At 72.6% G+C, this 23,009-nt stretch carries 25 protein-coding genes; 8 read left to right on the top strand and 17 right to left on the bottom strand.

Annotated elements, in window-relative coordinates; translation table 11 throughout:
* Positions 1-3 precede the first annotated feature (3 nt).
* The 3 genes from tilS to dacB form a co-directional block, all read right to left on the bottom strand.
* Entirely contained in the window at positions 4-1,176 is a 1,173-nt protein-coding gene (gene tilS / locus LN042_RS05840) for a tRNA lysidine(34) synthetase TilS (protein WP_230049108.1), read from the bottom strand.
* Between the two features lie 156 nt (positions 1,177-1,332).
* Positions 1,333-2,520 (bottom strand): Rv3626c family coenzyme F420 biosynthesis-associated protein, encoded by a 1,188-nt coding sequence (locus LN042_RS05835; RefSeq protein ID WP_230049105.1) that lies wholly within the window; start codon positions 2,518-2,520, stop codon positions 1,333-1,335.
* Positions 2,521-2,579: 59 nt separating this feature from the next.
* A complete protein-coding gene (gene dacB / locus LN042_RS05830; protein ID WP_230049104.1) occupies positions 2,580-3,995 on the bottom strand; it encodes a D-alanyl-D-alanine carboxypeptidase/D-alanyl-D-alanine endopeptidase in 1,416 nt (471 codons plus the stop codon).
* 76 nt (positions 3,996-4,071) lie between these two features.
* On the opposite strand from dacB, the gene LN042_RS05825 reads away from it, so the two are divergent.
* On the top strand, positions 4,072-4,563 hold the full coding sequence (locus LN042_RS05825; RefSeq protein ID WP_230049102.1) for an inorganic diphosphatase: 492 nt from the start codon (positions 4,072-4,074) through the stop codon (positions 4,561-4,563).
* 136 nt (positions 4,564-4,699) lie between these two features.
* Here LN042_RS05825 and LN042_RS05820 read toward each other — a convergent pair whose 3' ends face one another.
* Positions 4,700-5,203, bottom strand: a complete 504-nt coding sequence (locus LN042_RS05820) for an RsiG family protein (protein WP_230049100.1) — start codon at positions 5,201-5,203, stop codon at positions 4,700-4,702.
* Between the two features lie 312 nt (positions 5,204-5,515).
* Here LN042_RS05820 and dtd point away from each other — a divergent pair, with 312 nt between their 5' ends.
* The gene (gene dtd, locus LN042_RS05815; RefSeq protein WP_230049099.1) at positions 5,516-5,950 is read left to right on the top strand and encodes a D-aminoacyl-tRNA deacylase; all 435 of its coding nucleotides are present in this window, start codon (positions 5,516-5,518) and stop codon (positions 5,948-5,950) included.
* Positions 5,951-5,965: 15 nt separating this feature from the next.
* Here dtd and ygfZ read toward each other — a convergent pair whose 3' ends face one another.
* From ygfZ to LN042_RS05800, 3 genes are read right to left on the bottom strand one after another with little or no spacing between them, the layout of a single operon-like run.
* A complete protein-coding gene (ygfZ, locus tag LN042_RS05810; protein ID WP_230049097.1) occupies positions 5,966-6,934 on the bottom strand; it encodes a CAF17-like 4Fe-4S cluster assembly/insertion protein YgfZ in 969 nt (322 codons plus the stop codon).
* A gap of 10 nt (positions 6,935-6,944) precedes the next feature.
* On the bottom strand, positions 6,945-7,400 hold the full coding sequence (locus LN042_RS05805) for a Fur family transcriptional regulator (protein WP_230049095.1): 456 nt from the start codon (positions 7,398-7,400) through the stop codon (positions 6,945-6,947).
* 59 nt (positions 7,401-7,459) lie between these two features.
* The gene (locus LN042_RS05800; RefSeq protein ID WP_230049093.1) at positions 7,460-8,062 is read right to left on the bottom strand and encodes a heme-binding beta-barrel domain-containing protein; all 603 of its coding nucleotides are present in this window, start codon (positions 8,060-8,062) and stop codon (positions 7,460-7,462) included.
* 270 nt (positions 8,063-8,332) lie between these two features.
* Between LN042_RS05800 and LN042_RS05795 the strand changes: the two genes are divergently transcribed.
* The gene (locus LN042_RS05795) at positions 8,333-8,695 is read left to right on the top strand and encodes a DsrE family protein (protein ID WP_230049091.1); all 363 of its coding nucleotides are present in this window, start codon (positions 8,333-8,335) and stop codon (positions 8,693-8,695) included.
* On the opposite strand, the gene LN042_RS05790 is transcribed toward LN042_RS05795, so the two are convergent.
* The 6 genes from LN042_RS05790 to LN042_RS05770 form a co-directional block, all read right to left on the bottom strand.
* The gene (locus LN042_RS05790) at positions 8,689-8,988 is read right to left on the bottom strand and encodes a DUF3099 domain-containing protein (RefSeq protein ID WP_308191769.1); all 300 of its coding nucleotides are present in this window, start codon (positions 8,986-8,988) and stop codon (positions 8,689-8,691) included. The two genes, LN042_RS05795 and LN042_RS05790, sit on opposite strands and share 7 nt — an antisense overlap.
* 71 nt (positions 8,989-9,059) lie before the next feature.
* Positions 9,060-9,350, bottom strand: coding sequence for a DUF1416 domain-containing protein (locus tag LN042_RS05785; protein WP_101381718.1), 291 nt, complete (start codon positions 9,348-9,350; stop codon positions 9,060-9,062).
* 36 nt (positions 9,351-9,386) lie between these two features.
* Complete coding sequence (locus tag LN042_RS05780) at positions 9,387-10,229, bottom strand: sulfurtransferase (protein WP_230049089.1); 843 nt, start codon at positions 10,227-10,229, stop codon at positions 9,387-9,389.
* A 250-nt stretch (positions 10,230-10,479) separates the two neighbouring features.
* Positions 10,480-10,560, bottom strand: coding sequence for an Ms5788A family Cys-rich leader peptide (locus LN042_RS37945; RefSeq protein ID WP_372495682.1), 81 nt, complete (start codon positions 10,558-10,560; stop codon positions 10,480-10,482).
* A 124-nt stretch (positions 10,561-10,684) separates the two neighbouring features.
* Positions 10,685-11,380: an LmeA family phospholipid-binding protein gene (locus LN042_RS05775; RefSeq protein ID WP_230049087.1), complete on the bottom strand. Its 696-nt coding sequence runs from the start codon at positions 11,378-11,380 to the stop codon at positions 10,685-10,687.
* 113 nt (positions 11,381-11,493) lie between these two features.
* Positions 11,494-11,790, bottom strand: coding sequence for a MoaD/ThiS family protein (locus tag LN042_RS05770; RefSeq protein WP_230049085.1), 297 nt, complete (start codon positions 11,788-11,790; stop codon positions 11,494-11,496).
* Positions 11,791-12,168: 378 nt separating this feature from the next.
* On the opposite strand from LN042_RS05770, the gene LN042_RS05765 reads away from it, so the two are divergent.
* From LN042_RS05765 to LN042_RS05745, 5 genes are all read left to right on the top strand, one after another.
* Positions 12,169-12,927, top strand: coding sequence for a response regulator transcription factor (locus LN042_RS05765; protein ID WP_230049083.1), 759 nt, complete (start codon positions 12,169-12,171; stop codon positions 12,925-12,927).
* 74 nt (positions 12,928-13,001) lie between these two features.
* Complete coding sequence (locus LN042_RS05760) at positions 13,002-14,075, top strand: LacI family DNA-binding transcriptional regulator (RefSeq protein ID WP_230049082.1); 1,074 nt, start codon at positions 13,002-13,004, stop codon at positions 14,073-14,075.
* An 89-nt stretch (positions 14,076-14,164) separates the two neighbouring features.
* Complete coding sequence (locus LN042_RS05755; RefSeq protein ID WP_283843573.1) at positions 14,165-15,250, top strand: S1C family serine protease; 1,086 nt, start codon at positions 14,165-14,167, stop codon at positions 15,248-15,250.
* A 127-nt stretch (positions 15,251-15,377) separates the two neighbouring features.
* Positions 15,378-16,151, top strand: coding sequence for a response regulator transcription factor (locus LN042_RS05750; RefSeq protein ID WP_230049079.1), 774 nt, complete (start codon positions 15,378-15,380; stop codon positions 16,149-16,151).
* A 71-nt stretch (positions 16,152-16,222) separates the two neighbouring features.
* A complete protein-coding gene (locus LN042_RS05745) occupies positions 16,223-17,740 on the top strand; it encodes a sensor histidine kinase (protein WP_230049077.1) in 1,518 nt (505 codons plus the stop codon).
* 128 nt (positions 17,741-17,868) lie between these two features.
* Here LN042_RS05745 and LN042_RS05740 read toward each other — a convergent pair whose 3' ends face one another.
* From LN042_RS05740 to LN042_RS05725, 4 genes are read right to left on the bottom strand one after another with little or no spacing between them, the layout of a single operon-like run.
* Positions 17,869-19,212, bottom strand: coding sequence for an ATP-binding protein (locus LN042_RS05740; RefSeq protein WP_230049475.1), 1,344 nt, complete (start codon positions 19,210-19,212; stop codon positions 17,869-17,871).
* A gap of 49 nt (positions 19,213-19,261) precedes the next feature.
* Positions 19,262-20,842, bottom strand: coding sequence for an SCO6880 family protein (locus LN042_RS05735; RefSeq protein WP_230049075.1), 1,581 nt, complete (start codon positions 20,840-20,842; stop codon positions 19,262-19,264).
* A 6-nt stretch (positions 20,843-20,848) separates the two neighbouring features.
* Positions 20,849-22,162: a hypothetical protein gene (locus LN042_RS05730; protein ID WP_230049073.1), complete on the bottom strand. Its 1,314-nt coding sequence runs from the start codon at positions 22,160-22,162 to the stop codon at positions 20,849-20,851.
* A complete protein-coding gene (locus LN042_RS05725; protein WP_230049071.1) occupies positions 22,152-22,973 on the bottom strand; it encodes a hypothetical protein in 822 nt (273 codons plus the stop codon). The genes LN042_RS05730 and LN042_RS05725 overlap by 11 nt, the downstream gene beginning before the upstream one ends.
* Between the last annotated feature and the right edge of the window lie 36 nt (positions 22,974-23,009).

Genomic DNA, 23,009 nt, shown 5'->3' with positions numbered 1-23,009 from the left:
CGGTCAGTCGGTCCGCCGCCGAAACACCAGGTTGCCACACCGTCGGGTGACCTCCACGCCCCCGGGTAGCTGCAACGGCCCCTGACCGCGCCAGCCGGTGACCAGCGAGTCCACGGTTTCGAGGTGGCGGGCGAACAGGTCGCCGGCCGGAGAGCCGGTGCGCAGCGCCACCCGGCGCAGCACCCGGCGGCGCACGGCGGCCGGCAGCAGTCCCAGCTCGGCGGCGGCGAGCGAGCCGCGGCCGTCGTGCGGATCACGGCGGTAGAGGTCCTGCTCGGCGCGCTCCGCCCACTGGTCCAGCGCGTCGGCGTCGTCCCGGAACAGCCGGGCGGTACGGGCCAGCGCCTCCACCACACCGGCGCCGAGGTGCTTCTCCAGCACCGGGAGGACCTCGTGGCGCACCCGGGCGCGGGCGTAGGCCGGGTCCAGGTTGTGCGGGTCCTCCCAGACCGGGATGGACTGGGCCGCGCAGGCCCGCCGGGTGGCGGCCCGGTCCACGTCCAGCAGCGGGCGGCGGTAGTGGCCCTTGCGGCCCGGCATGCCGGCCAGCGAGCGGGCACCGGAGCCGCGGGCCAGGCCCAGCAGCACGGTCTCGGCCTGGTCGTCCCTGGTGTGGCCCAGGAAGACGGCCAGCGCCCGGTGGCGCTCGGCGGCGGCGTCCAGCGCCGCGTACCTGGCCTCCCGGGCGGCGTTCTCCGGCCCGCCGTGGCGGCCGACCTGCACGGTGACCGCCTCCACCGGGTCGAGGCCGAAGGCGCGCAGCCGCTCGGCGACCTGCCGGGCCCGGTCGGCGCTGCCGTCCTGCAGGCCGTGGTCGACGGTGACCGCGCCGACCCGCAGGCCGAGCTTGGGGGCCTCGAAGGCGGTGGCGCTGGCGAGTGCCATGGAGTCGGCGCCGCCGCTGACCGCCACCAGCACCAGCGGTGCGTCGGGGGCGGCGGGAGTGCGGGGCAGCCCGGAGGGGTGGCGGCGGGCGTTGCCGATCAGCACGGTGGCGGGGCTGCCGGCGGTGGGGGCGGCGGGCGGCACGGAGGCGGGCAGCCGGTGCCGGGCGGTCTGCCGGCTCACGACGGGGACGGGGGCGGGGGCGCCGGACTCGACGGCCTCGGCCGCCAGGTCCGCCAGGGCGCGACGGACGGCCAGGCGTATCGCCGCGACCGCGGGGTGTGGGGCCATGGGAAGCAGCTCCTCGGACGGAGGGACCGGTCTGATGGTGACCGAGTGCTCACAGATCGTCGCAGAACGGAAGGCACGCCCGAGTCCCCCGCGCCACCGGTACGACCACGGTCCCACGGACGGGTGAATGAAGAAACGTATCGGCGGTGGGCCGATTCACTCGTCCGGGGGCTTCCGCTGGGACTGGCGTCCGACTCGGGCCACCCAGGCCGCCGGATCCTGGATCTCCTCCCTGGTCGGCAGCGTGTTCGGGGAGGTCCAGACCCGGTTGAAGCCGTCCATCCCGATCCGGTCCAGCACCCCGCGCACGAAGACCGCGCCGTCCTGGTACTGGCGCAGCTTGGCGTCCATGCCGAGCAGCCTGCGCAGCATCAGGTCCAGCCGCCCGGCGCCGCGGTCCCGGCGGCGCTGGAACTTCTCCCGGATCTCGCCGACGCTGGGCACCACGGACGGACCGACGCCGTCCATCACCACGTCCGCGTGCCCCTCCAGCAGCGACATCACCGCGGTCAGCCGGGCCAGGATCTCCCGCTGCCGGGGCGTCTGCACGACCTCCAGCACGCCGCCGGCCCTACCGGCCGGCCGCTCCCCCGGGACCAACACCTCGCGCAGCCGCTCCAGCAGCGCCATCGGCTCGACATCGGTCTCGGCCAGGAAGGACTGCACCTCGGACTGCACGTGGTCGCGCAGCCAGGGCACCGCGCTGAACTGGGTGCGGTGGGTCTCCTCGTGCAGGCAGACCCAGAGCCGGAAGTCGTGCGGATCGACGTCCAGCTCCCGCTCCACCTGGACGATGTTCGGCGCCACCAGCAGCAGCCGGCCGGGCGCCAGGCCGGCCGGCTCCCGGCTGCCGGCCCCGGGCCGGTCGAAGAGGTCGGCCGGGCTGTCCGGGGCGGCCACCGCCGGCTCCGCCTCGGCGAAGGTCTCGTACTGGCCAAGCACCTTGCCGGAGAGCAGCGCCAGCACCGCGCCGACCTCCACCCCGGTGACCTTCTCGCCGACCGCGCCGAGCACCGCGCCGCCCGGCGTCTCGGCCCGGCGGGCCGCCAGCTTGCGGGTCAGCGGGCCGATCACGGCCCGGAAGCCGGCCACGTTCGCCCGCACCCAGCCGGGGCGGTCCACCACCAGCACCCGGGCCGCGCCCCGGCTGCCGAGCCGCTCGGGGTGCATCCGGGTGTACTCGCGCACCGCGCCCTCGGCAGTCCTGGCGTGCCCGCGCAGCTCGGCCACCACCGCGGCGGCCTCCGCACGGGTGACCACCGGGCCGGGGCGGGCCAGCCGGGTCGCGGTCGCGACCGCGAGATTCCAGTCGACCATGTCCGCACCGCCGCTCGCGCTCGTCATGCCCTCACCGTACGTGCTGCACCGCCGCGGCGGCAGCGCCGGGAAGCATTCCGACGGATTCAGTGGCAGCCGCAGGCGGCGAGCTTGACGACGATCCGGTCCATCGCGGCGTGGGCGGCGCCCGCGTCGTCGAAGCCCTTGGACATCAGTGCGAAGGCCAGCAGCCGTCCGTCCGCGTCGACCACGGTGCCGGCCAGGGTGCTCACGCCGGAGAGCGAGCCGGTCTTGGCCCGCACGATGCCGGCGCCGTCGGCGGTGCCCTCCGCGGCGGTGTAGCGCGACCTCAGGGTGCCGGTGAAGCCGCCGATCGGCATCCCGGTGAGCACCGGCCGCAGCTGCGGGTGGTCGGGCGAGGCGGCCAGCGCCACCAGGTCGGCCAGCACCGCGGCCGGGATGGTGTTCCCGGGGTTCATGCCGCTGCCGTCGAACAGCTGCACGCCCTGGATCGGCACGCCCAGCCTGGCCAGCTCGGCCGTGGTCGCGGCGCCGGCCCCCTCGTAGCCGGCGGGCTGGTGCGAGGCCAGCGCCACCTGTCGCCCGATCGCCTCGGCCAGCGTGTTGTCGGAGTTGGTCAGGGCCCGCTCGATCAGCCGGACGATGGTCGGCGACTGCACCTGGCCGAGCACCGCGGCGCCGACCGGGGCCTGCTCCTCCTTCGGCTGGTCGGCCACCTTGACGCCCTGGGCGGCGAGCAGCCGGGTGAACTCGGCGACCGCCTGCGCGGTCGGGTCCGCCACCCGCCCCGGGGCGTCCACGTCGTCGGTGGCGGTGATCCGGCCCTCGTCGACCATCAGCGCCGACATCGGGCCGAGGTCGGTGCCGTCGTTGAACGGGTGGAACGGCGAACCGGTGAAGAGCGAGGTGTCGTAACCGAGGTGAACGGTGGTCAGGCCGGCCGCCTTGAGCGAGGCGGCGGTCTGCCGGGCCAGGTCGGGCATCGAGGCGGGGGCCGAGTCGGCGTCGACCGGGGAGCCGCCGATCCGGACCTGGTCCTGGTTCAGGCCGGTGAGCGTCGGGTCGCCGGCGCCGACCAGCACGATCTCGTCCGGAGCGGCGCCCCTGACCACCTTGGTGGTCAGCCGGGTCGTCTGCGGCAGCAGGCCGAGCGCGGCCACCGAGGTGGCCACCTTGGTGGTGGAGGCCGGGGTGGCCGGCGCGGTCTCGTTCCCGCCCAGCAGCAGCTTGCCGGTGCCGCCGTCGACGACCGCGAAGCTCAGCGCGGCCAGCGCCCGGTCGGTGGTGAGGCCGCCGAGCGCGGCCTGCACCCCGGCGGTGGTCGGCTCGCCCTCCGTGCCCTGCTGCACCGCCGGCTGGAGCACGGCGGGCGCGGCGGACGCCGGCGGCGGCGCGGCGGCGGGCGGGCCGCCGTGCTCGGCGGGCACGGCCGGGTGCGCCGGTCCGCCGCCGGACAGCACCGCGAACCCGGTGATCGCCGCGACCAGTGCGGCCGTCCTGCCCCGGTATGTCCCAGCCACAGCCCAACCCCTTTCCACAGCACCCCCTGCTGTAGGAGACACTGGGATTCTGTCAGTCCCTACCTTGGAGGCACCGTTGGAGTTCGACGTCACCATCGAGATCCCGAAGGGCTCCCGCAACAAGTACGAGGTCGACCATGAGACCGGTCGCCTCCGCCTGGACCGGATGCTCTTCACCTCGACCCGCTACCCGGCCGACTACGGCTTCGTCGAGGGCACTCTCGGCGAGGACGGCGACCCGCTGGACGCCCTGGTCATTCTGGACGAGCCGACCTTCCCCGGCTGCCTGATCAAGTGCCGCGCCATCGGCATGTTCAAGATGACCGACGAGGCGGGCGGCGACGACAAGCTGCTCTGCGTCCCGGCCACCGACCCGCGCTGGGAGCACCTGCGGGACATCCACCACGTCTCGGAGTTCGACCGCCTGGAGATCCAGCACTTCTTCGAGGTCTACAAGGACCTGGAGCCGGGCAAGTCGGTCGAGGGCGCCGAGTGGGTCGGCCGCCTGGAGGCGGAGACCGAGATCGCCGCGTCGATCAAGCGCCTGGAGCAGCAGGGCGGCCACTGATCGCCTGGGCGGGCGGGGCCGGCGGGTGCTGACGGAGCGCCCGGCCGGCCCCGCCGTCGTTCTCCGACCGGACCTGCCCGTGCCGTCCCCTCAGGTGCTGCCCGTGCCTCCCCGGTAGGTGCTGCCCGGCCCGGCCTCAGTCGACCAGCAGGTCCTCGACGCGGGCCTCGCCCTCCCGGTAGCGGCGGGTGATCTCGGCGCTGCACCAGTCGGCGGTGCGCTGCAGCTCGGAGCGGCGCCCGGAGATCTCCCGCTCCCGGGCGGTCAGCCGGTCCAGCGCGGCCAGCAGCTCGGCGGAGGCGTGCGCCGCCAGGTCGGCCAGCCGGACGTCCCCCATCAGGGCGTCCGCCTGCTCCTGGTACTGCTCGCCGCGCGGGGTGCCCAGGGTGACGTGCCGTGCCGACTGGCGCACGTGCGAGGGGGCGTCCGCCAGGATCTGCGGCAGCCGGTGCAGCAGCGTCTCGGCCGACGGGGCCGGCTGCCGGGCCAGGGTGCGGCGGTCCAGCTCGGCCCGCAGGATGTCCACCCGGCCCTGCAACAGCCGCCGCAGGTAGGACAGATCTGCCTCCTGCTCCAGCGCGTCGGTGCGCAGCACGCGCAGTTCGGCGAGGCCGAGAGCGGCCAGCTGAGTCGTGTCCATCGAGCAACCACCTGCCGTCGCGTCCTTCGGTCCCACCCCTGCGCCGTCCGCCCCGCGGGTTGCACGAACGGCGGTTCCCGAGGGTTCCCCGATCAGCCGATGTCACCCGTGCGGGCTAGCCGCACCGGCACGGACGTGCGAACGGCGCGAACGGCCGTCCGGCCCGCCCGGGGCACGGCCACCCCTCGATCGTGCCATCCCGCGGCCCGCCGCGCTGCGCGGATGCACCCGAACGGCCGCCCGGCGAACGGATGCCGTTGATATGACCGGACAACGGCCGCCGACGGCCCGGCCTGGTGGACAATGGCCGGCATGCGAGCAGTGGTGCAGCGGGTGAGCGAGGCCGCCGTGACGGTGGCCGGGGAGACGGTCGGGGCGATCAGCGGCCCGGGCCTGTGCGTACTGGTGGGCGTCACCCATGACGACACCCCGGCCAAGGCGGCCCAGCTGGCCCGCAAGCTCTGGTCGCTGCGCCTGTTCGAGGGCGACCAGGCCGAACTGTCCTGCTCGGACTTCGGCGGACCGCTGCTGGTGATCAGTCAGTTCACCCTCTACGGCGACGCCCGCAAGGGCCGCCGCCCCACCTGGAACGCCGCCGCGCCCGGCCCGGTCGCCGAGCCGCTGGTGGCCGAGGTGGTCGAGCAGCTGCGCGCCCTCGGCGCCAAGGTGGAGACCGGCCGGTTCGGCGCGGACATGAAGGTCTCGCTGGTGAACGACGGGCCGTTCACCGTGCTGCTGGAGGTCTGACCCCGCGGGTGCCCGTCAGGGCGCCACCACCACCTCCTGGGTGCCCGGCACGGTGCCGGCCAGCAGCACCGCGTCCACCGGGGTGTTCCGCTTGACCAGGGCGAGCGCGATCGGGCCCAGCTCGTAGTGGCGGGCCGAGGAGGTCACGAAGCCCACCGGGCGGCCTCCCCCGGCCTCGTCGCCGGCCGGGCGCAGTTCGGTGCCGTGCGGGGGCAGGGACTCCTCGGTGCCGTCCAGGTGCAGGAAGACCAGCCGGCGCGGGGGCCTGCCCAGGTTGTGCACCCGGGCCACGGTCTCCTGGCCGCGGTAGCAGCCCTTGTCGAGGTGCACGGCGGTGCGCAGCCAGTCCACCTCGTGCGGGATGGTGCGGTGGTCGGTTTCGAAGCCGAGCCGCGGGCGGTGCGCCTCGATCCGCAGCGCCTCGTACGCCCAGACGCCTGCCGGGACACCGAACTCCTCGGTGGCGGTGGCGAGTTCGACGCGCGGCAGGAACAGGTCGCGGCCCCAGGGGAGTTCCCGCACGGCGGCGGCCGCGGTGGCCTCGGCCGGATTGCCGGCCGGCAGGTGGACCACGGCGAACTGCGCGGTCCGGTCGGCGACCTCCACCCGGTACATGAACTTCATCCGCTCCAGGTACTCGAGCAGCGCGCCCTGGGTGCCGGGCTCGACGTGCGCCCAGGTGGTGGTGCCGTCGTCGACCAGGTAGAGGGCGTGCTCGACGTGCCCGTGCGGGGAGAGGACCAGCGCCTCCACGGCCTGCTGCGGCGGCAGCGCGCTGACGTGCTGGGTCAGCAGCAGGTGCAGCCAGCCGAGCCGGTCCGGGCCGGTCACGGTGATCACGCCGCGGTGCGACAGGTCGGTGAAGGCGCGGCCGGCGGCCAGTTCGCGCTGTTCGCGGAAGAGGTCGCCGTAGTGCGCCGCGACCCCCTCGTCGGGCCCCTCGGCGGGGACGGCTCCGGGCAGGGACAGCAGCGGGCTCTTCATGCCCGCCAGCTTACGACTGCGCCTGCGACTGCCCCTGCTGGGCCTTGGCCGTGCAGTCGGCGCAGCGGCCGAAGATCGCGAAGTGCTTGAGGTCGGTGTCGAAGCCGTGCTGGTCGCGCAGCGCGTCGATGAGCGGGGTGGCGATCGCGGTGTCGGTCTCGCCGACCGAGCCGCAGTCCCGGCAGACCAGGTGCAGGTGGTGGTGGCGGCCGGCCAGGTGGTAGGTCGGCGCGCCGTGGCCCAGGTGGGCGTGCGAGACCAGCCCGAGCTCCTCCAGCAGCTCCAGGTTGCGGTAGACCGTGGAGATGTTCACCCCGCTGGCGGTCCGCCGGACCTGGGCGAGGATCTCCTCCGGGGTGGCGTGGTCGAGCACGTCCACCGCCTCCAGCACCAGCTGGCGCTGCGGGGTGAGGCGGTAGCCGCGCTCGCGCAGATCGGCCTTCCAGTCGGTCGTGCCGTCGTTCACTGCGTTGATGCCGTCCCTCGCTCGGTGGGGATCGGTGGCCGTCGGTGGGACCCGGCCGCTCAGCGGAAGAAGGCGATCCCGTCGTCCGGCAGGTCGTTGACGTCCTTGACCAGCTGGGCCGGGTTGAGCACCTTCTTGAGCTGGGCGGACATGTACGGACGCAGCGGCACCTCGGGCGCCTGCTTCTCGCCGACCCAGAGCAGCTGCTCCTCGACGAAGCCGTAGAGCCGCTTGCCGCCGGTGTACGGGGCCGAGCCCTCGACCCGGGCCACGGCGTCGGTGGCCAGGTCGATCTGCGGCTTGCCGTCGGCCAGCTTGCCGTACCAGATCTCCACGGTGCCGTCGTCGCGGACCAGCGAGACCTCCACCTCGCGCTCACCGCTGGTGCCGCGCTGGTTGCTGGTGACCCGCCAGAAGCCGTGCTCGTTCTCCAGCGGACGGACCTTCTCGCCCGCGGAGTTCAGCACCCAGGTGCGGGACCGGAACTCCAGGAACGGCCGGCCGTCGTGCCGGAACACGATCTCCTGGCCGAAGTTGCACTTCTCCGAGCCCGGGCCCTCCTGTCCGGGGAGGGGGGCGTGGACCCCGGCGCCCTCCCAGGTGCCGAGGAGGAAGGCCAGCGAAACGACGTCCGGGTGGAGGTCAGAGGGAATCTCGATCATGGTCCTGAGGGCGGTCGGAAACGGGCGGACAACCCCTACGGTACGGGAGGGTCAGCGCTGGCCCTGGTACAGCTTCATCACCGAGAACGCGGCGAACCAGACGATCACGATGGACATGACGGCCAGCAGAACATCGAAGAAGACCTCAAGGCCACTCATGGGGCGCTCCCGGTTCGGCGAAACTACGGACGGACGGTGACGGCGCGAGTCTATCGGGCGGGCACCGGGGTGACGCGGTGAGGGCCACCACAACCGGTCTAGGCTGACCGCGTGTCGAAGAAGCTGGTCATCAAGGTCACCGCCGGAGCCGATGCGCCCGAGCGCTGCTCCCAGGCGTTCACCGTCGCGGCCGTCGCGGTCGCCAGCGGGGTCGAGGTCTCGCTCTGGCTCACCGGAGAGTCGTCCTGGTTCGCGCTGCCGGGCCGGGCCGCCGAGTTCAGCCTGCCCCATGCCGCACCGCTGCCGGACCTGCTGGAGGGCATCCTGGCGGGGGGCACGGTCACGCTGTGCACCCAGTGCGCCGTCCGCCGGGGCATCGAGCAGGCCGACGTCGTGGCGGGCGTCCGGATCGCGGGCGCCCAGGTCTTCGTCAGCGAGGTCATGGGCGACGGGGTGCAGGCGCTGGTCTACTGACGCCGGTCGCCGCGGTCGGGGGCCCGGGGCGGTTCGCGGTCGGGACGGTCGCGGTCGTGGCCCGGCTTGTCCCACTCCGGGTCGTCCCAGCGGGGGTCCTCCCACCAGTCGTCCTCGGGGTCGCGCCGGTTGGCGAAGACGGCCGCCAGCGGCGGGATCAGCATGGCCACCACGCACATGCCGATCGCCGCGCCGACCGAGAAGAACCGCACCACTCCCCAGGCCAGGACGAAGAGCCCGAGGCAGACGCCCATCATGAGGAAGTAGTACCGGTGCCGGCTGCGCTGCTGCACCCTTCCACGGTAAGACGACGAGCCCCCGCCTGGGCAGGGGCTCGTCGGGCAGGTCCTACGGCTTCACCGGCTCAGACCGCGATCGGGACCTCGGTCAGCGCACCCTTGGAGGCGACCACCTTGCGGTCCACGGTCGCGCCGGGCACCAGCGCCCGCACCGTCCACTGGCCCTCGGCCGCGAAGAAGCGGAACTGGCCGGTCGCCGAGGTCGGCACCTCGGCGGTGAACTCACCGCTCGCGTCCAGCAACCGGACGTAGCCGTTGACCGGCTCGCCGTCGCGGGTCACCGAACCCTGGATGATCGTCTCGTTCGCCACGTCAACTCCTGCCAGGTCGGGCCCGCCGGCCTTCGCACCACACATGTCTCTTCTCCTCGCTCGTGAAGTCGCGCGCGGTGCTCAGTTGGCGCCGAGCTCGATCGGCACGCCGACCAGGCTGCCGTACTCGGTCCAGGAGCCGTCGTAGTTCTTGACGTTCTCCTGGCCCAGCAGCTGGTGCAGCACGAACCAGGTGAGCGCGGAGCGCTCGCCGATCCGGCAGTAGGCGATGGTCTCCTTGGACAGGTCGACGCCCTCGGCCGCGTAGAGCGCGCGCAGCTCCTCGTCCGACTTGAAGGTGCCGTCGTCGTTGGCGTTCTTCGACCACGGGATGTTGCGGGCGGTCGGCACGTGACCCGGGCGCTGCGACTGCTCCTGCGGCAGGTGGGCCGGGGCCAGCAGGCGGCCGGAGAACTCGTCGGGCGAGCGCACGTCGACCAGGTTCTTGGCGCCGATGGCGTTCACCACGTCGTCGCGGAAGGCGCGCAGGGCGGTGTTCTGGGCCTGCGCCCGGTACTCGGTGGCCGGGCGGTTCGGGACCTCGGCGCCGTCGACCAGGTCGCGGGAGTCCAGCTCCCACTTCTTGCGGCCGCCGTCGAGCAGGCGCACGTCCTGGTGGCCGTAGAGCTTGAAGTACCAGAAGGCGTAGGAGGCGAACCAGTTGTTGTTGCCGCCGTAGAGCACCACGGTGTCGTCGTTGGCGATGCCCTTGGCGCTCAGCAGCGCCTCGAAGCCGGCCTGGTCGACGAAGTCGCGGCGGACCGGGTCCTGCAGGTCCTTCTTCCAGTCGATCCGGACGGCGTTCCTGATGTGGTTCTTGTCGTACGCGGCGGTGTCCTCGTCCACCTCGACGATGACGACCTTCGGGTCGTCCAGGTGGGCCTGGACCCAGTCGGCGTCGACCAGGACGTCACTGCGGCTCATGTGTTCTGTCTCCATCCGGGGGCGGTTGGCGGAAGGTGATGGCCCGGACGGCGGCCGGATCACCCCGTGGGCCCACCTGTCCGATTTTCTGTCCGGATGGTGGGACGGCGAGCGGGGTACGAAGTGCCGTCGGGCAGTACGCGGGAGGTGCGGCCGCGGGCTTGGAACGTGCCCACGCGGGCCGCGACAGCGGCGATGGGCCCCGACCGAGGGCCGAGGGAGCGTCGAACCTGCCGGAGCAGGCCGCCGATCAGCGCATTCGACACAGGCAGGCAGCCACGCGGCAGAGGTCTACCGCCCGCCGCTTGGTGAGATTCGCCTGTCGCTTCATGGGCACGATGCTAGGGAGCGAAGCCCGCCCTGTCACCAACATGTCGAATAGTGAGATGAAATATGTCGGATCCTGGGATTTGCCCCTGAGGTCCACCGGTACCGCCGCAGGCCCCCACGGGGCCTCAGCTGGTCAGGGTGACGCCACTGCCGACGAAGGAGAGCTCGATGCCGCCGGGCTGCGGGGTCACCGTGTCCAGGTGCAGCCCGACCGGCAGCCCCTGCAGGGTGAAGTCCTTGGCGCCGAGGTCCTGCTGGATCAGCCCGCCCACCCCCGGCAGCCCGCCGAGGCCCGACGGCAGCTTGCCGATGCTGCCGACCTTGATCGTGTTGCCGTCGTTCTTCAGCGTCACCGTGCTCGACATCGTCTGCCCGAACACCTGGTAGCCCACCTTGACCAGCCCGGGGCCGCCGTAGCCGAGCGAGATCCGCGGGTCCAGGCCCATCAGGTCGTGCACCTCCTGGTAGCCGACCAGGCCGCGGCCGCTGCCCGAGTCCACGGTCGCCGAGGTGTAGCCGGAGTTCACCTTGACCCCGCTCAGGTCGGCGCGGAAGTCGTGCAGCTGGACGCTCTGCCCACCGGTGCCGCTCAGCGTCATGCTGGAGGCCGACAGCGAGACCTTGCCGAGCTTCTGGTCGATCAGGTCGGTCAGGAACGGCACGTCGTCGATGGAGACCGTAGGGCGCCCCGAGATGCCCTGGTGGCCGGCGAGCTTGTCGGCCGCCTGGTCCTCCGCCACGGTCACGGCCACCCGGTCCGCGCCCACCAGCAGGCCGGCGAGCAGCACGACCGGGACGGTCACCTTGATCCAGGTCCGCATCGACTTCCCTCTCCCCGTCGGCAGCCACCGGCGTTCCCCCGGCGGCTTGTCTACCGCCGGTACGACGATCCACCGGTGACCATGGTTCCGGTCGGCCGGGCCGCCGGACGGCGTCACCCGCCGGCGAACGGCGGCAACACCTCCACGGTGCCACCCTCGGTCAGCCGCACCTCGGCGCGGTCCCGGCTGCCCACCGGCTCGCTGTCCACCAGGTAGGAGCAGATGTCCAGCAGGCGGACGAAGCCCGGCCGCTCGGCGTGCCGCTGCCGCACCTGCTCCAGCACCTCGGCCAGCGTGGCCGCCCGGAAGGGCTCCTCGGCGATGCCCGCCTCGGCCTTGGCGGCCGCCCAGTAGCGGATGGTGCCGGTCACCGCGGCTACGGGCGGGGAGGACTCGGTGGTCGCGGACATCGTGCGGCCCCTTCTGCGAGATGGACGAATACGGATCCGGCGTGCCGTGCTCCATGATGGCCCGGCCCCGCCCGCAGCGGGAACGCCCCAGCTCACCGCCGTCACGCGGGGTCACACGCGGCGCGACGCGATCTTCGTCACGCTGCCCGCCCCCTAGGGCGAACGGGCCTGGTGGGCTATTCTCTCCGGTACGCAAGGGATCCGGGCAGAGTCGCCCTCGGGTCCTTTTGTGCTTTCAGGACACCCATCCGGACGTCCTTGCGAGTGGTAGCCCACCCGTGTCGGCTGTCGCACGACGATGTGCGCCCCACCAGCCGCACCACGAGCAGCCTGCGCAGTCCCGGCAGGCCACGGAGAAGAAAAGGGGACGCCCCGGGTATGAGTTCTCTCCTCCTCCTCACCAACGCTCTGCAGCCCTCCGCCGAGGTCCTGCCGGCCCTCGGGCTGCTGCTGCACCAGGTCCGGGTCGCCCCGGCCGAGGGCTCGGCCCTGGTCGACACGCCGAGCGCCGACGTCATACTCGTCGACGGCCGCCGCGACCTCCCGCAGATCCGCTCGCTCTGCCAGCTGCTCCGCTCCACCGGGGTGAGCGCCCCGCTGCTGCTGGTGGTCACCGAGGGCGGCCTGGCCGCCGTCACCGCCGAGTGGGGCGTCGACGACGTGCTGCTGGACACCGCGGGGCCGGCCGAGGTGGAGGCCCGGCTGCGGCTGGCAGTCGGGCGCAAGGCGCAGGCCACGGTGGACGACAGCCCGATGGAGATCCGCAGCGGCGACCTCTCGGTGGACGAGGCCACCTACTCGGCCAGGCTCAAGGGCCGGGTGCTCGACCTCACGTTCAAGGAGTTCGAGTTGCTGAAGTACCTCGCCCAGCACCCCGGCCGGGTCTTCACCCGGGCCCAGCTGCTGCAGGAGGTCTGGGGCTACGACTACTTCGGCGGCACCCGGACCGTCGACGTGCACGTCCGGCGGCTGCGGGCCAAGCTCGGCGTCGAGCACGAGCAGCTGATCGGCACCGTGCGCAACGTCGGCTACCGCTTCGTGGTGCCCAGCCAGGGCGACAAGAACGACCGTTCCGGCTCCGACACCGAGGCCCTCGACGCGGCCGACCGGCCCGTCGCCAGCACCGTCGAGGGCTGACCCCGCGGTCCGGGCCCGGGATCGTACCGGGCCCGGGCACTGGCGGGCTGGACATACACGCGTAGACTCCCTGCGTGGCCAAGGTGACGCGCGACGACGTAGCCCGACTGGCTGGGACCTCGACCGCGGTCGTCAGCTACGTGATCAACGATGGACCCCGCCCGGTGGCACCCGCCACCAAGGAGCGGGTGCTCGCCGCGATCGAGCAGCTCGGCTACCGGCCGAACAGCGTCGCCCAGGCGATGGCCTCCCGCCGCACCAACCTGATCGGCATGATCGTGCCGGACGCCCGGCAGCCGTTCTTCGCCGAGATGGCCCACGCCGTCGAACGGGCCGCCTCCGACCGCAACAAGCTGGTGCTGATCGGCAACTCCGACTACGTCGAAGACCGCGAGATGCACTACATCCAGGCCTTCCTCGGCATGCGGGTCTCCGGTCTGATCCTGGTCAGCCAGGGCGCGCCGCAGCGTGCCGCCAGGGAGTTCGCCGCCATGGAGGGCGCCAAGGTGGTGCTGCTGCACCGCCGCCCGGAGTCCGCCGACGACGTCTCGGTGGTCACCGACGACATCGGCGGCGCCGAGCTGGTGGTCCGGCACCTGCTGGAGGTGCACGGCCACCCGTACGTGGCCTGCTTCGGCGGCCCGGTGGACACCCCGGTGCCCGGCGACCCGGTCATCGACCACATCGCGGGCTGGCAGCGGGCCATGGCCGCGGCCGATCTTGACACCGACGGCCGGCTGGTGGAGGCCCCGTTCCACCGCTACGGCGCCTACCAGGTCGCGCTGAAGCTGCTCGGCTCCGACGACCGGCCGCCGGCGATCTTCTGCTCCACCGACGACCAGGCGATCGGCGTGCTGCGGGCCGCCCGCGAGCTGAACCTGCGGGTGCCCGAGGACCTCGCGGTGACCGGCTTCGACGACATCCCCGAGGCCGCGCTGGCCGACCCGCCGCTGACCACGGTGGCCAGCGAGGGCGAGGCGATGGCCCGGGCCGCAGTCGACCTGGTGCTGGACGACTCGCTGATGGTGCCCGGCTCGGGCACCGAGCGGGTGCGGCGCTTCCCGTCCCGGCTGGTGGTGCGGCGCTCCTGCGGCTGCGCCGGCGAGCCGTCGCTCGACGCGGCCCCCGGCGTGGCGGGCGCAGAGTAGCGCGCCTTTATGAGAAGCCAACGGGCTTCTCTGGCCGTTCTGACCCGGTTCTCATCGAACCCTCATCCACCGGGCGGACCGTGTGGTGCATGAGCGAGCACCGCAGCACCGCAGATGAGTCGGGGTACCCGTTCCCGCCGAAGCCGGCCGGGGCACCCACCGCTCACTTCGACTACTTCGACCACCCGGCGCCCCCGCCGGCCTTCGAGGCCGACCCGGCGCCCGCTCCCGAGGGACCCGCGAAGCACGCCCGCACCGGCTTCGCCCCCGGCCTGGCGGCTGGGAGGTACCAGCGCGGCCGGGTCGCCCTCGCCACCGCCGTCGCAGCCGTCGCCGCCGTGCTCGGTGGCGTGATCGGCGGCACCGTCGTGGAGGGCGGGCACACCGCCGCCTCCACCAGCGCCTCCGCCCCGACCGTGGTCAGCCCGGTCTCCGACCAGAGCGGCACCGCCAACGTGGCCGCGATCTCCTCCGCCGTCTCGCCGAGCGTCGTCCAGATCACCGTGCAGACCAGCGGCGGCAGCGACATCGGCACCGGGATCATCCTCACCGCCGGCGGCCAGATCCTCACCAACTACCACGTGATTTCCAGCGCCGTCAGCGACGGCGGCAGCATCACCGTGACCTTCAACAACGGCGCCAAGACGACCGGCACGGTGACCGGCACCGACAAGTCGAGCGACCTCGCGGTGATCACCGCCGGCGGCGCCAGCGGCCTCAAGCCGGCCACCCTCGGCTCCTCCGGCGCCCTGCAGGTCGGCGACCAGGTGGTCGCCATCGGCAACCCGGACGGCCTGACCGGCACCGTCACCTCCGGCATCATCAGCGCCAAGGACCGCCCGGTCACCGTGCAGGTCGACGAGACCACCACGCGCGGCAACGGCGGCTTCGGCTTCCCGTTCCTGCCCGGCTACAACAGCCGCCCCTCCAACAGCGGCAGCACCGCCACCTACTCGGCGCTGCAGACCGACGCCGCACTCAACCCCGGCAACTCCGGCGGCCCGCTGATCAACGCCGCCGGCCAGGTGATCGGCGTCAACTCGGCGATGTACTCCGGCAGCGGCAACTCCGGCTCCGGCTCCGGCCAGGGCGGCAGCGTCGGCCTCGGCTTCGCCATCCCGATCGACACCGTCAAGCAGGTGCTGCCCAAGATGCAGGCCGGCCAGAACCTGTGAGCCGCTTGATCGGTGAGCCGCTGAACCCCTGATGTGCAACCTGCTGGTCCCCGGTGGTCCCGTTCCGGGTGGTCCGCACCGCACAATGGCAACACCCCTTCCACATCCAGAGAGGGCACTCCCGCCGATGACTCCCCCCGCCGACGACCGCAACCCCGCCGAGCCTTCCGCGCCGCCCGCGCGGCTGCTCGTGGTCGACGACGAGCCCGCGCTGCGCGACGCGTTGGAGAGCAGCCTCGCCTTCGAGGGCTACGAGGTCAGCACCGCCACCGACGGCTACGAGGCGCTGGAGGCCGTCGAACGCGACAAGCCGGACCTGGTGCTGCTGGACATCATGATGCCCCGGATGGACGGCCTCACCACCGTCCGCCGGATGCGTTCGCGCGGCGACACGGCCCCGGTCCTGATGCTCACCGCGCGCGACGCGGTGGGCGACCGGGTCACCGGCCTGGACGTCGGCGCCGACGACTACCTCGCCAAGCCGTTCGAACTGGACGAGCTGCTGGCCCGGATCCGCGCCCTGCTGCGCCGCAACGCGCTGGCCACCGAGGCCGCCGCGCGGGCCGGCGTGGTGGAGGACGACTCGGAGGTGCTCGCCTTCGCCGACCTGAAGATGAACACCGCCACCCGCGAGGTCACCCGCTCCGGCAAGCCGATCGAGCTGACCCGCACCGAGTTCATGCTGCTGGAGATGTTCCTCGCGCACCCCCGCCAGGTGCTCACCCGGGAGCAGATCCTCAAGGCGGTCTGGGGCTTCGACTTCGAACCGTCCTCCAATTCGCTCGACGTGTACGTGATGTACCTGAGGAGGAAGACCGAGCAGGGCGGCATGCCCCGGCTCATCCAGACGGTGCGCGGTGTCGGCTACGCGCTGCGCGCGCCCAGCGGAGCGACGGCCTGAGGGTGATGAGCACGCAGGTTCGATCACGGGGGAAGCGGGCGCGCGGGCGGCTGTCGCGGTGGTACCACGACATGTCGTTGCGCAGCCGGCTGGCGGTACTGGCGTCGGTGGCGGTGGCGGTGGCGATCGCGATCGCCTCGACGGCGGCCTGGTTCATCGCCAGGCAGGAGATCTACCAGCTGCAGCAGGAGAACCTGGCCAGCGTCTCGGCGAAGCCCCGATTCCCGTTGGACGCCCCCTGCAGCACGACGCCCCAGGAGGCGGCCGGCGTCGCGAAGCAGTACTACGACCAGCTCGCACCGCGCCAGCAAGCGAGCTACGGCGAGAACCGCTGGGACCAGGAGCTGGTCTTCGACAGCGACCAGATCTGCGTACTGCCCAACGCCGCACCGCGCGGGATCGAGCTCTACAAGAGCGACTTCGACCTGCTGCACTCCCTGGTACCAGGTGAGCCCGCCAAGTCCAGCTACCGGGTGGGGAGGTACTCCGACGGCGAACCGGCCATGGTTCGCGTGACCGCCGGCTACCCGAGCCCCTCGCAGAAGCCGGCGCTCCTGGTCACCGCCAGCTCGCTGGCCAAGGTGGACAGCTCCCTGGAGAACCTCGGCTTCATCCTCATCGTCGTCTCCGCCATCGGCATCGGCATCGCCGGGGTCACCGGCCGGATCGTCGCCCGGGCCGCCCTGCGCCCGGTCGACGACCTCACGGACGCCGTGGAGCACATCGCCCGCACCGAGGAGGTGGGCACCACGATCCCGGTGCACGGCAAAGACGAGATCGCCCGGCTCTCCTCGTCCTTCAACTCCATGTCCACCGCGCTCGCCAACTCCCGGGAGCGCCAGACCCGCCTGATCGCGGACGCCGGACATGAGCTGCGCACGCCGCTCACCTCGCTGCGCACCAACGTGGACCTGATGATCCGCAGCGACGAGACCGGTCGACCGCTGCCGCCCGCCACCAAGACCAAGCTGCTCGGCTCGATGAAGGCGCAGATGCAGGAACTCACCGTGCTCATCGGTGACCTGCTGCAGCTGTCCCGCCCGGACTCGCCGCGCCCGGGGCAGAACGTGGCGGTGGTCGCGGTGCACGAGATCGCCCAACGCGCCGTGGAACGGGCCAAGCTGCGCGGCCCGGGGCTCAACTTCGACGTGACCATGGAGCCCTGGTACGCCCAGGCCGACGCGGCTGCGCTGGAGCGCGCCGTGATGAACCTGCTCGACAACGCGGTGAAGTACAGCCCACCGGCCGGCACCATCGAAGTGACCCTGCACCACGGCCGGTTGACGGTCCGCGACCACGGACCGGGCATCCCGGAGGACGAACTGCAGTACGTCTTCGACCGGTTCTGGCGCTCCCCGTCGTCCCGGCAGCTGCCGGGTTCGGGGCTGGGCCTGTCGATCGTGGCGCAGACCGTGGAGGACAGCGGCGGCCGGGTCACGCTCGGCCCGGCACCGGACGGCGGCCCGGGTGCGTTCGCGGTGGTCACCCTGCCCGGCGCACCGGAACCGCCCCCGGCGACACCCCCGCTGCCCCCGCGGCCACCCCAGCCCCCGCAGCCGCCTCATGCCCCTGGTCCGACCGCCGACTGACGGAGTTCTCCACCTCGCGCACCGGCCCCGACGTCAGACTCCCGGCTCCGCCGCGAGCTGACGTTCGGCCCGGATGCTCCCCCAGCCTCCGGCCGGGGGGACCCCCATCTCGCGCACCGGCCCCGACGTCAGACTCCCGGCTCCGCCGCGAGCTGACGTTCGGCCCGGATGCGCTCGGCCACCGCGTCCTCGGTCATTGCGCGGTCGGTGTAGACCAGCGGCCGCTCGGTCTCGGTGATGATGTGCTTGACCACCTGGACGTTGCCGTTGACGTCCCAGACCGCGATGCCCGGGGAGAGGGTGGGGATGATCTCCACCGCCCACCTGGGCAGGCCGAGCACCCGGCCGGTGGCCCGGGCCTCGTCGGCCTTCTGCATGTAGATGGTGCGGGTGGAGGCCATCTTGAGGATCGCCGAGGCCTCCTTGGCGGCGGCACCGTCCACCACGTCCGACAGGTGGTGCACCACGGCGACGAACGACAGACCGAGTCGGCGTCCGAACTTCAGCAGCCGCTGGAAGAGTTGGGCGACGAACGGGCTGTTGATGATGTGCCAGGCCTCCTCGACCAGGAAGATGCGCTTCCTGCGGTCGGGGCGGATCCAGGTGTGCTCCAGCCAGACGCCGACGATCGCCATCAGGATCGGCATCGCGATCGAGTTGCGGTCGATGTGCGACAGGTCGAAGACGATCAGCGGAGCGTCCAGGTCGATGCCCGAGCTGGTCGGCCCGTCGAACATGCCGCGCAGGTCACCGTCGACCAGCCGGTCCAGCACCAGGGCCACGTCCAGGCCCCAGGACTGCACCTCCTCCGGGTCGACCCCGAGCGACTCCACCGAGGACAGGTCGGGGCGCCGCAGCGTCTCGATGATGTCGCCGAGGATCGGCTGGCGGTCCGTCACGGTGGCCCGGACGTGGGCGTGCGCCGCCTTCAGCGCGAAGCCGGCCCGCTCCTCCAGGCTCCGGCCCATCGCCACCTCGATGATGGTGCGCAGCAGCGAGAGCTGCCCGGTGGTGGTGATCGCCGGGTCCAGCGGGTTGAGCTTGACCCCGCCGTCCCGGGCCGCCATCGGGTCCAGCCGGACGGACTTTATGCCCAGCGCGTCGGCGATCAGGTTCCACTCGCCGACACCGTCCTCGCCCTGCGCGTCCAGCACCACCACCTGCCGGTCGCGGAACCTCAACTGCCGCAGCACGTAGGTCTTCTCCAGCGCCGACTTGCCGTTTCCGGACTCGCCGAGCACCAGCCAGTGCGGGGCCGGCAGCTGCTGACCGTAGAGCTGGAACGGGTCGTAGACGTAGCCCTTTCCGCTGTACACCTCGCGGCCGATGATCACCCCGGAGTCGCCCAACCCCGGTGCGGCGGTGGGCAGGTAGACCGCCTGGGCCTGCCCGGTGGAGGTGCGCACCGGAAGCCGGGTGGTCTCCACCTTGCCGAACATCAGGCTGGTGAACGCGTCGGTGAGGTTGCCCATGGCCACGGGTGGCTCCAGTTGGTCGGCGGCGGATGCCGGTGGCGGACGGTCAGCGGCGGATGCCGGTGGCGAACGGCAGGGTGTTGACGAACGCCCGGTGGTGCTCGCGGTCGCACCACTCCAGCTTGAGGTAGCTCTTGCCGGCCGAGGCCCGGATGGTCCGCTTGTCGCGGGCCAGCGCCTCGGGGCTGCGGGCGGAGACCGTGATGTAGCCGACCAGGTTCACCCCGGCGGCGCCGGAGGCCAGGTCGTCACCGCGCTGGTCGACCCGGCCGGTGTGGGCCAGGTCGCGCGGGTCCACCGTGCGGTTCATCTTGGCCGCGCGGCTGGCCTCCGCCTCGTCGTTGGTCTTCTCGGTGAGCATCCGCTCGATCGCGACGTCGGTCGGCTCCAGGTCCATGGTGACGGCGACCGTGCGGATCACGTCCGGGGTGTGCACCAGCAGCGGAGCGAGGAAGTTGACGCCCACCGGGGTGAGCGGCCACTCCTTGATCCAGGCGGTGGCGTGGCACCAGGGCTCCCGGGTGGCCGACTCGCGGGTCTTGGCCTGCAGGAACTGCGGGTCGGTGGCGTCCAGCTCGGCCGGCCAGGCGTTGCGCCGGGTCATCGCCTGGATGTGGTCGATCGGGTGGTCCGGGTCGTACATCGAGTGCAGCAGCGAGGCCAGCCGGGCCTCGCCCAGCGGCTGCCGCACCCGGATGTCGGCCTCCGCCAACCGGGCGCAGATGTCGGTGAGTTCACGCGCCATGACTGCCGCCAAGCCGTCGTCCTCGCGAACCGCGCCGCGCTTGTCGTAGGCGCTGCGGCCCATCGCGTGCGACTCGGCGGCCAGGTCCCGGGTGTAGTGCATGCAGGCCACCAGGTAGGCCCGGTGCTGCTCGGAGGAGGTGGACACCATCGACTGCAGCTGGTCGTAGGAGTCCCGCAGCCAGCGCGGCGCGTCCTGGTCGCCGCGCCGCTCGACGTCCTTGGCGTGCGCGTCCGGGTCGGCCGGCAGGGTGCGGGCCAGCATCTGCAGCCGGGTCACGAAGCCGTCCCCGTTGGCGACGTGCTTGAGCAGGGTGCCGAACCGGTCGACCAGCGCCTCCTGGTCCTCGGAGTCGCGCAGCCCCACGCCCGGGCCCTCGATCTCGATCGCGGCGGTCACGGTGCGCCGCTCCAGGTGCATCAGCACGGCGATCTCGTCCGGCCCGAACGGCGCGGTCAGCCAGCGCTGCCGCCCCACGCCCGGCGGCGGACCGATCTCGACCTCCCGGCCGTCCAACCGGGTGCCGGCATCCATCGCGGTGGACTGCCAGACCGCCCGGCCGCTGCGCACGGTGCGCCGGAAGGTGCGGTTGATCTCCACCCACTTGTAGAAGGTCCGGCGCCGGTAGGGCAGGTACACCGCGGCGATGGCCAGCAGCGGGAAGCCCACCAGGCCGACGATCCGCAACGCCAGGACCGGCACCAGCAGACCCCAGAGCATCCCCAGGAAGGCGCCGAAGATGATCAGGATGATCTCCCCGGACTCCCGGTTCCGCCCGATCGGCGCGTTCGGTCGCGACTTGCCGATCAGGTAGGTGCGGCGCTGGTGGACGTACGGCTGGGCGTACTGCCCCCCGTACTGGCCGAGCGGCTCGCTGCTCAAGGTGCGTCACCCTCCCTTCGCTGGGTTCTGGGCTGGGGGCTGGGCCGGTGGGGCCGGTGGCTTCGGCGCGGCGGCGGGCTGCCGGGTCGCGTGCGCGGCGATGCCGGGGGCGACCGAACCGCCGCCCGCGCCGCCGCTGGCCGAGGCGGTCGCGGTCTCCGCCCCGCCGCGCGAACCGTGCGTCGAGATGCCCTGCTTGACCAGGTTGGCCGGCCCGTTGATCATCGCCTGGCCGGCGCTGACCGCGCTCGCCCTGGCCTGCCGCAGGTGCAGCATCTCGTCGCCGAAGCCGGGCACGAAGCGGTAGATCGCGCTGCTGGCGAAGACCGACAGGAACAGGATCGCCAGGCCGGCGAGCACCCTGGAGAAGTCGTCGGAGGCGCCGGCGCTGCCGGCCACCGCGGCGGCCAGGCCAAGGATGATCACGATCACCGGCTTGACCAGGTCGATCGCCGCCATCAGTCCCGCCCAGCGGCGCACGTGCTTCCACAGCTGCTTGTCGACCAGCCCCGCGTACACGGCGGTGCCGAGCAGCGCTCCCACGTACAGCATCGCGGTGCGCACCCACAGTTCGATCCAGAGCACCACCGCGGCCAGCACCGCCACCAGCGAGACCAGCACCAGTATCAGCGGCCCGCCGCCGATCGACCCGTGCTCCAGGGTGTCGGCGAACCCGCCGAGGTAGTCCCCGGTGCCGGACTTCGTCCCGGCCGCTATCACCGCCGTCACCCCGTCGGTCGCCCCCACCAGGGTGTAGAGGATCAGCGGGGTGAACGCCGAGGCGATCACGGTCAGCCACAGGAACCCGATGGCCTCCGAGATCGCCTGCGTCAGCGGCACCCCGCGGACCGCCCGCTTGGTCACCGCCAGCAGCCAGAGCACCAGCGTCAGCACCGTCGACGCCGCGAACACCACCGCGTACTGCGACAGGAAGTCGGTGTTGGTGAAGTCCACCTGCGTCGTGCTGTCGATCGCCCCCGACAGGTTCCGCACCACCCACGCCGCCGCCTGCGCACACGCCTTCGCCAACGACCCGAGCGGATCGGTCACGGAGCCGACGGTCCCGGAGCCGGGGAGCGTGCCGGAGCCGTTGCCCTGCGCGCAGTAGACGTCACTTCCCGGCAGCGGCAGCACGCTGCAGGCACTGGAGCTCGGCGACGGGCTGCCCGACGGGGTGGGGCTGCCGGACGCCGGAGTCGGGCTCGGCGCCGCGAACGCGCGCTGGGCCGCCAGCAGGGCGGTCAGCTGCACCACCGCGAATGCCGCTCCCAGTCTCCCCGCGCGCCGCGGGAAGGAGCGTTCGCGAGCGTCAGCGGGCATAGCGGAAGCCTCCGAACTGCTGGACCGCGCCGGTGATCTGATCGGATGTCGAGGCCTGCTGGTCGGCCGGCAGCGGGACCGGGCCGGTCTGCCTGCTGAGGTCGCTCACCTTCCAGTCCCCACCGGTCCAGTGCAGCGTGATGGTGAAGGTGAACCAGCTGGCGGTGACCGGCCGGGTGGTGTTCTGCCCGGCCATGCCGGTCATCCCGGCGCACCACACATCCACCTTGGCTTTGTCCGGCGAGAAGGCGTCCGTCTTGGTGCCGATCGGGGTGGTGCGGCTCACGAAGGTCAGGTCGACGGGCGCCTTGCCCTGGGCGTCCAGGCCCAGGCCGGCCAGCACCGCCGGCGCGGCCGCCTGGTCCAGCACCCCCCGCAGGGCTCCCGCGGCCGCCGGGTCGGCGATGGTGTCGAGGATCCGCCCCCGCCCGGCGGGCTGGAACATGTCCGCTCCGCCCAGCGCCACCGCGTAGTTGGCGGCGGCCGACTGGGCGCCCTGGTCGGTGTGGGGGTAGCCGGTGCCGATGCCGTTGCTGGTCGCGGTCACCGGCTGCTCGCCGCTGGGCGCGGTGGCGGCGCCGCCGGGCGGCACCGCGCCGGTGGCGTGCGCTGCGCCGGCGCCGCCCGAAGTCGGGGCGCCGGAACGGGCGTTGTTGGCGATGGCGATGGCCACCACGAGCAGGGTGACCACGACCAGGACGGTCAGCAGGGTGCGCAGCGGCCGGGGCTGACGCGCTGTCGGCTGGCCGGAGGCCTGTTCGCCGACCGGCAGCCGCGTACGGGTGTGCGGCTGGTCGTCGGGCAACGGCACGGCGGCCCTCCTGGGACAGGGAGCCGGGGGTGGGCT

It is taken from the genome of Kitasatospora humi, assembly GCF_020907985.1.
Classification (GTDB): domain Bacteria; phylum Actinomycetota; class Actinomycetes; order Streptomycetales; family Streptomycetaceae; genus Kitasatospora; species Kitasatospora humi.
The sequence above is the reverse complement of the archived record's forward strand: the minus strand, read 5'-3'. Positions and strand labels throughout refer to the sequence as shown.

What these genes read in the sequence shown, in the direction of transcription:
- LN042_RS05730 (WP_230049073.1), bottom strand. Translation starts at nt 22,162, where the DNA reads ATGCCCGCTGACGCTCGCGAACGCTCCTTCCCGCGGCGCGCGGGGAGA.
- LN042_RS37945 (WP_372495682.1), bottom strand. Translation starts at nt 10,560, where the DNA reads ATGAAGCGACAGGCGAATCTCACCAAGCGGCGGGCGGTAGACCTCTGC.
- LN042_RS05755 (WP_283843573.1), top strand. Translation starts at nt 14,165, where the DNA reads ATGAGCGAGCACCGCAGCACCGCAGATGAGTCGGGGTACCCGTTCCCG.
- LN042_RS05835 (WP_230049105.1), bottom strand. Translation starts at nt 2,520, where the DNA reads ATGACGAGCGCGAGCGGCGGTGCGGACATGGTCGACTGGAATCTCGCG.
- LN042_RS05765 (WP_230049083.1), top strand. Translation starts at nt 12,169, where the DNA reads ATGAGTTCTCTCCTCCTCCTCACCAACGCTCTGCAGCCCTCCGCCGAG.
- LN042_RS05785 (WP_101381718.1), bottom strand. Translation starts at nt 9,350, where the DNA reads ATGTGTGGTGCGAAGGCCGGCGGGCCCGACCTGGCAGGAGTTGACGTG.
- dtd (WP_230049099.1), top strand. Translation starts at nt 5,516, where the DNA reads ATGCGAGCAGTGGTGCAGCGGGTGAGCGAGGCCGCCGTGACGGTGGCC.
- LN042_RS05780 (WP_230049089.1), bottom strand. Translation starts at nt 10,229, where the DNA reads ATGAGCCGCAGTGACGTCCTGGTCGACGCCGACTGGGTCCAGGCCCAC.
- LN042_RS05740 (WP_230049475.1), bottom strand. Translation starts at nt 19,212, where the DNA reads ATGGGCAACCTCACCGACGCGTTCACCAGCCTGATGTTCGGCAAGGTG.
- tilS (WP_230049108.1), bottom strand. Translation starts at nt 1,176, where the DNA reads ATGGCCCCACACCCCGCGGTCGCGGCGATACGCCTGGCCGTCCGTCGC.
- LN042_RS05800 (WP_230049093.1), bottom strand. Translation starts at nt 8,062, where the DNA reads ATGATCGAGATTCCCTCTGACCTCCACCCGGACGTCGTTTCGCTGGCC.
- LN042_RS05775 (WP_230049087.1), bottom strand. Translation starts at nt 11,380, where the DNA reads ATGCGGACCTGGATCAAGGTGACCGTCCCGGTCGTGCTGCTCGCCGGC.
- LN042_RS05820 (WP_230049100.1), bottom strand. Translation starts at nt 5,203, where the DNA reads ATGGACACGACTCAGCTGGCCGCTCTCGGCCTCGCCGAACTGCGCGTG.
- LN042_RS05750 (WP_230049079.1), top strand. Translation starts at nt 15,378, where the DNA reads ATGACTCCCCCCGCCGACGACCGCAACCCCGCCGAGCCTTCCGCGCCG.
- LN042_RS05745 (WP_230049077.1), top strand. Translation starts at nt 16,223, where the DNA reads ATGTCGTTGCGCAGCCGGCTGGCGGTACTGGCGTCGGTGGCGGTGGCG.
- ygfZ (WP_230049097.1), bottom strand. Translation starts at nt 6,934, where the DNA reads ATGAAGAGCCCGCTGCTGTCCCTGCCCGGAGCCGTCCCCGCCGAGGGG.
- LN042_RS05770 (WP_230049085.1), bottom strand. Translation starts at nt 11,790, where the DNA reads ATGTCCGCGACCACCGAGTCCTCCCCGCCCGTAGCCGCGGTGACCGGC.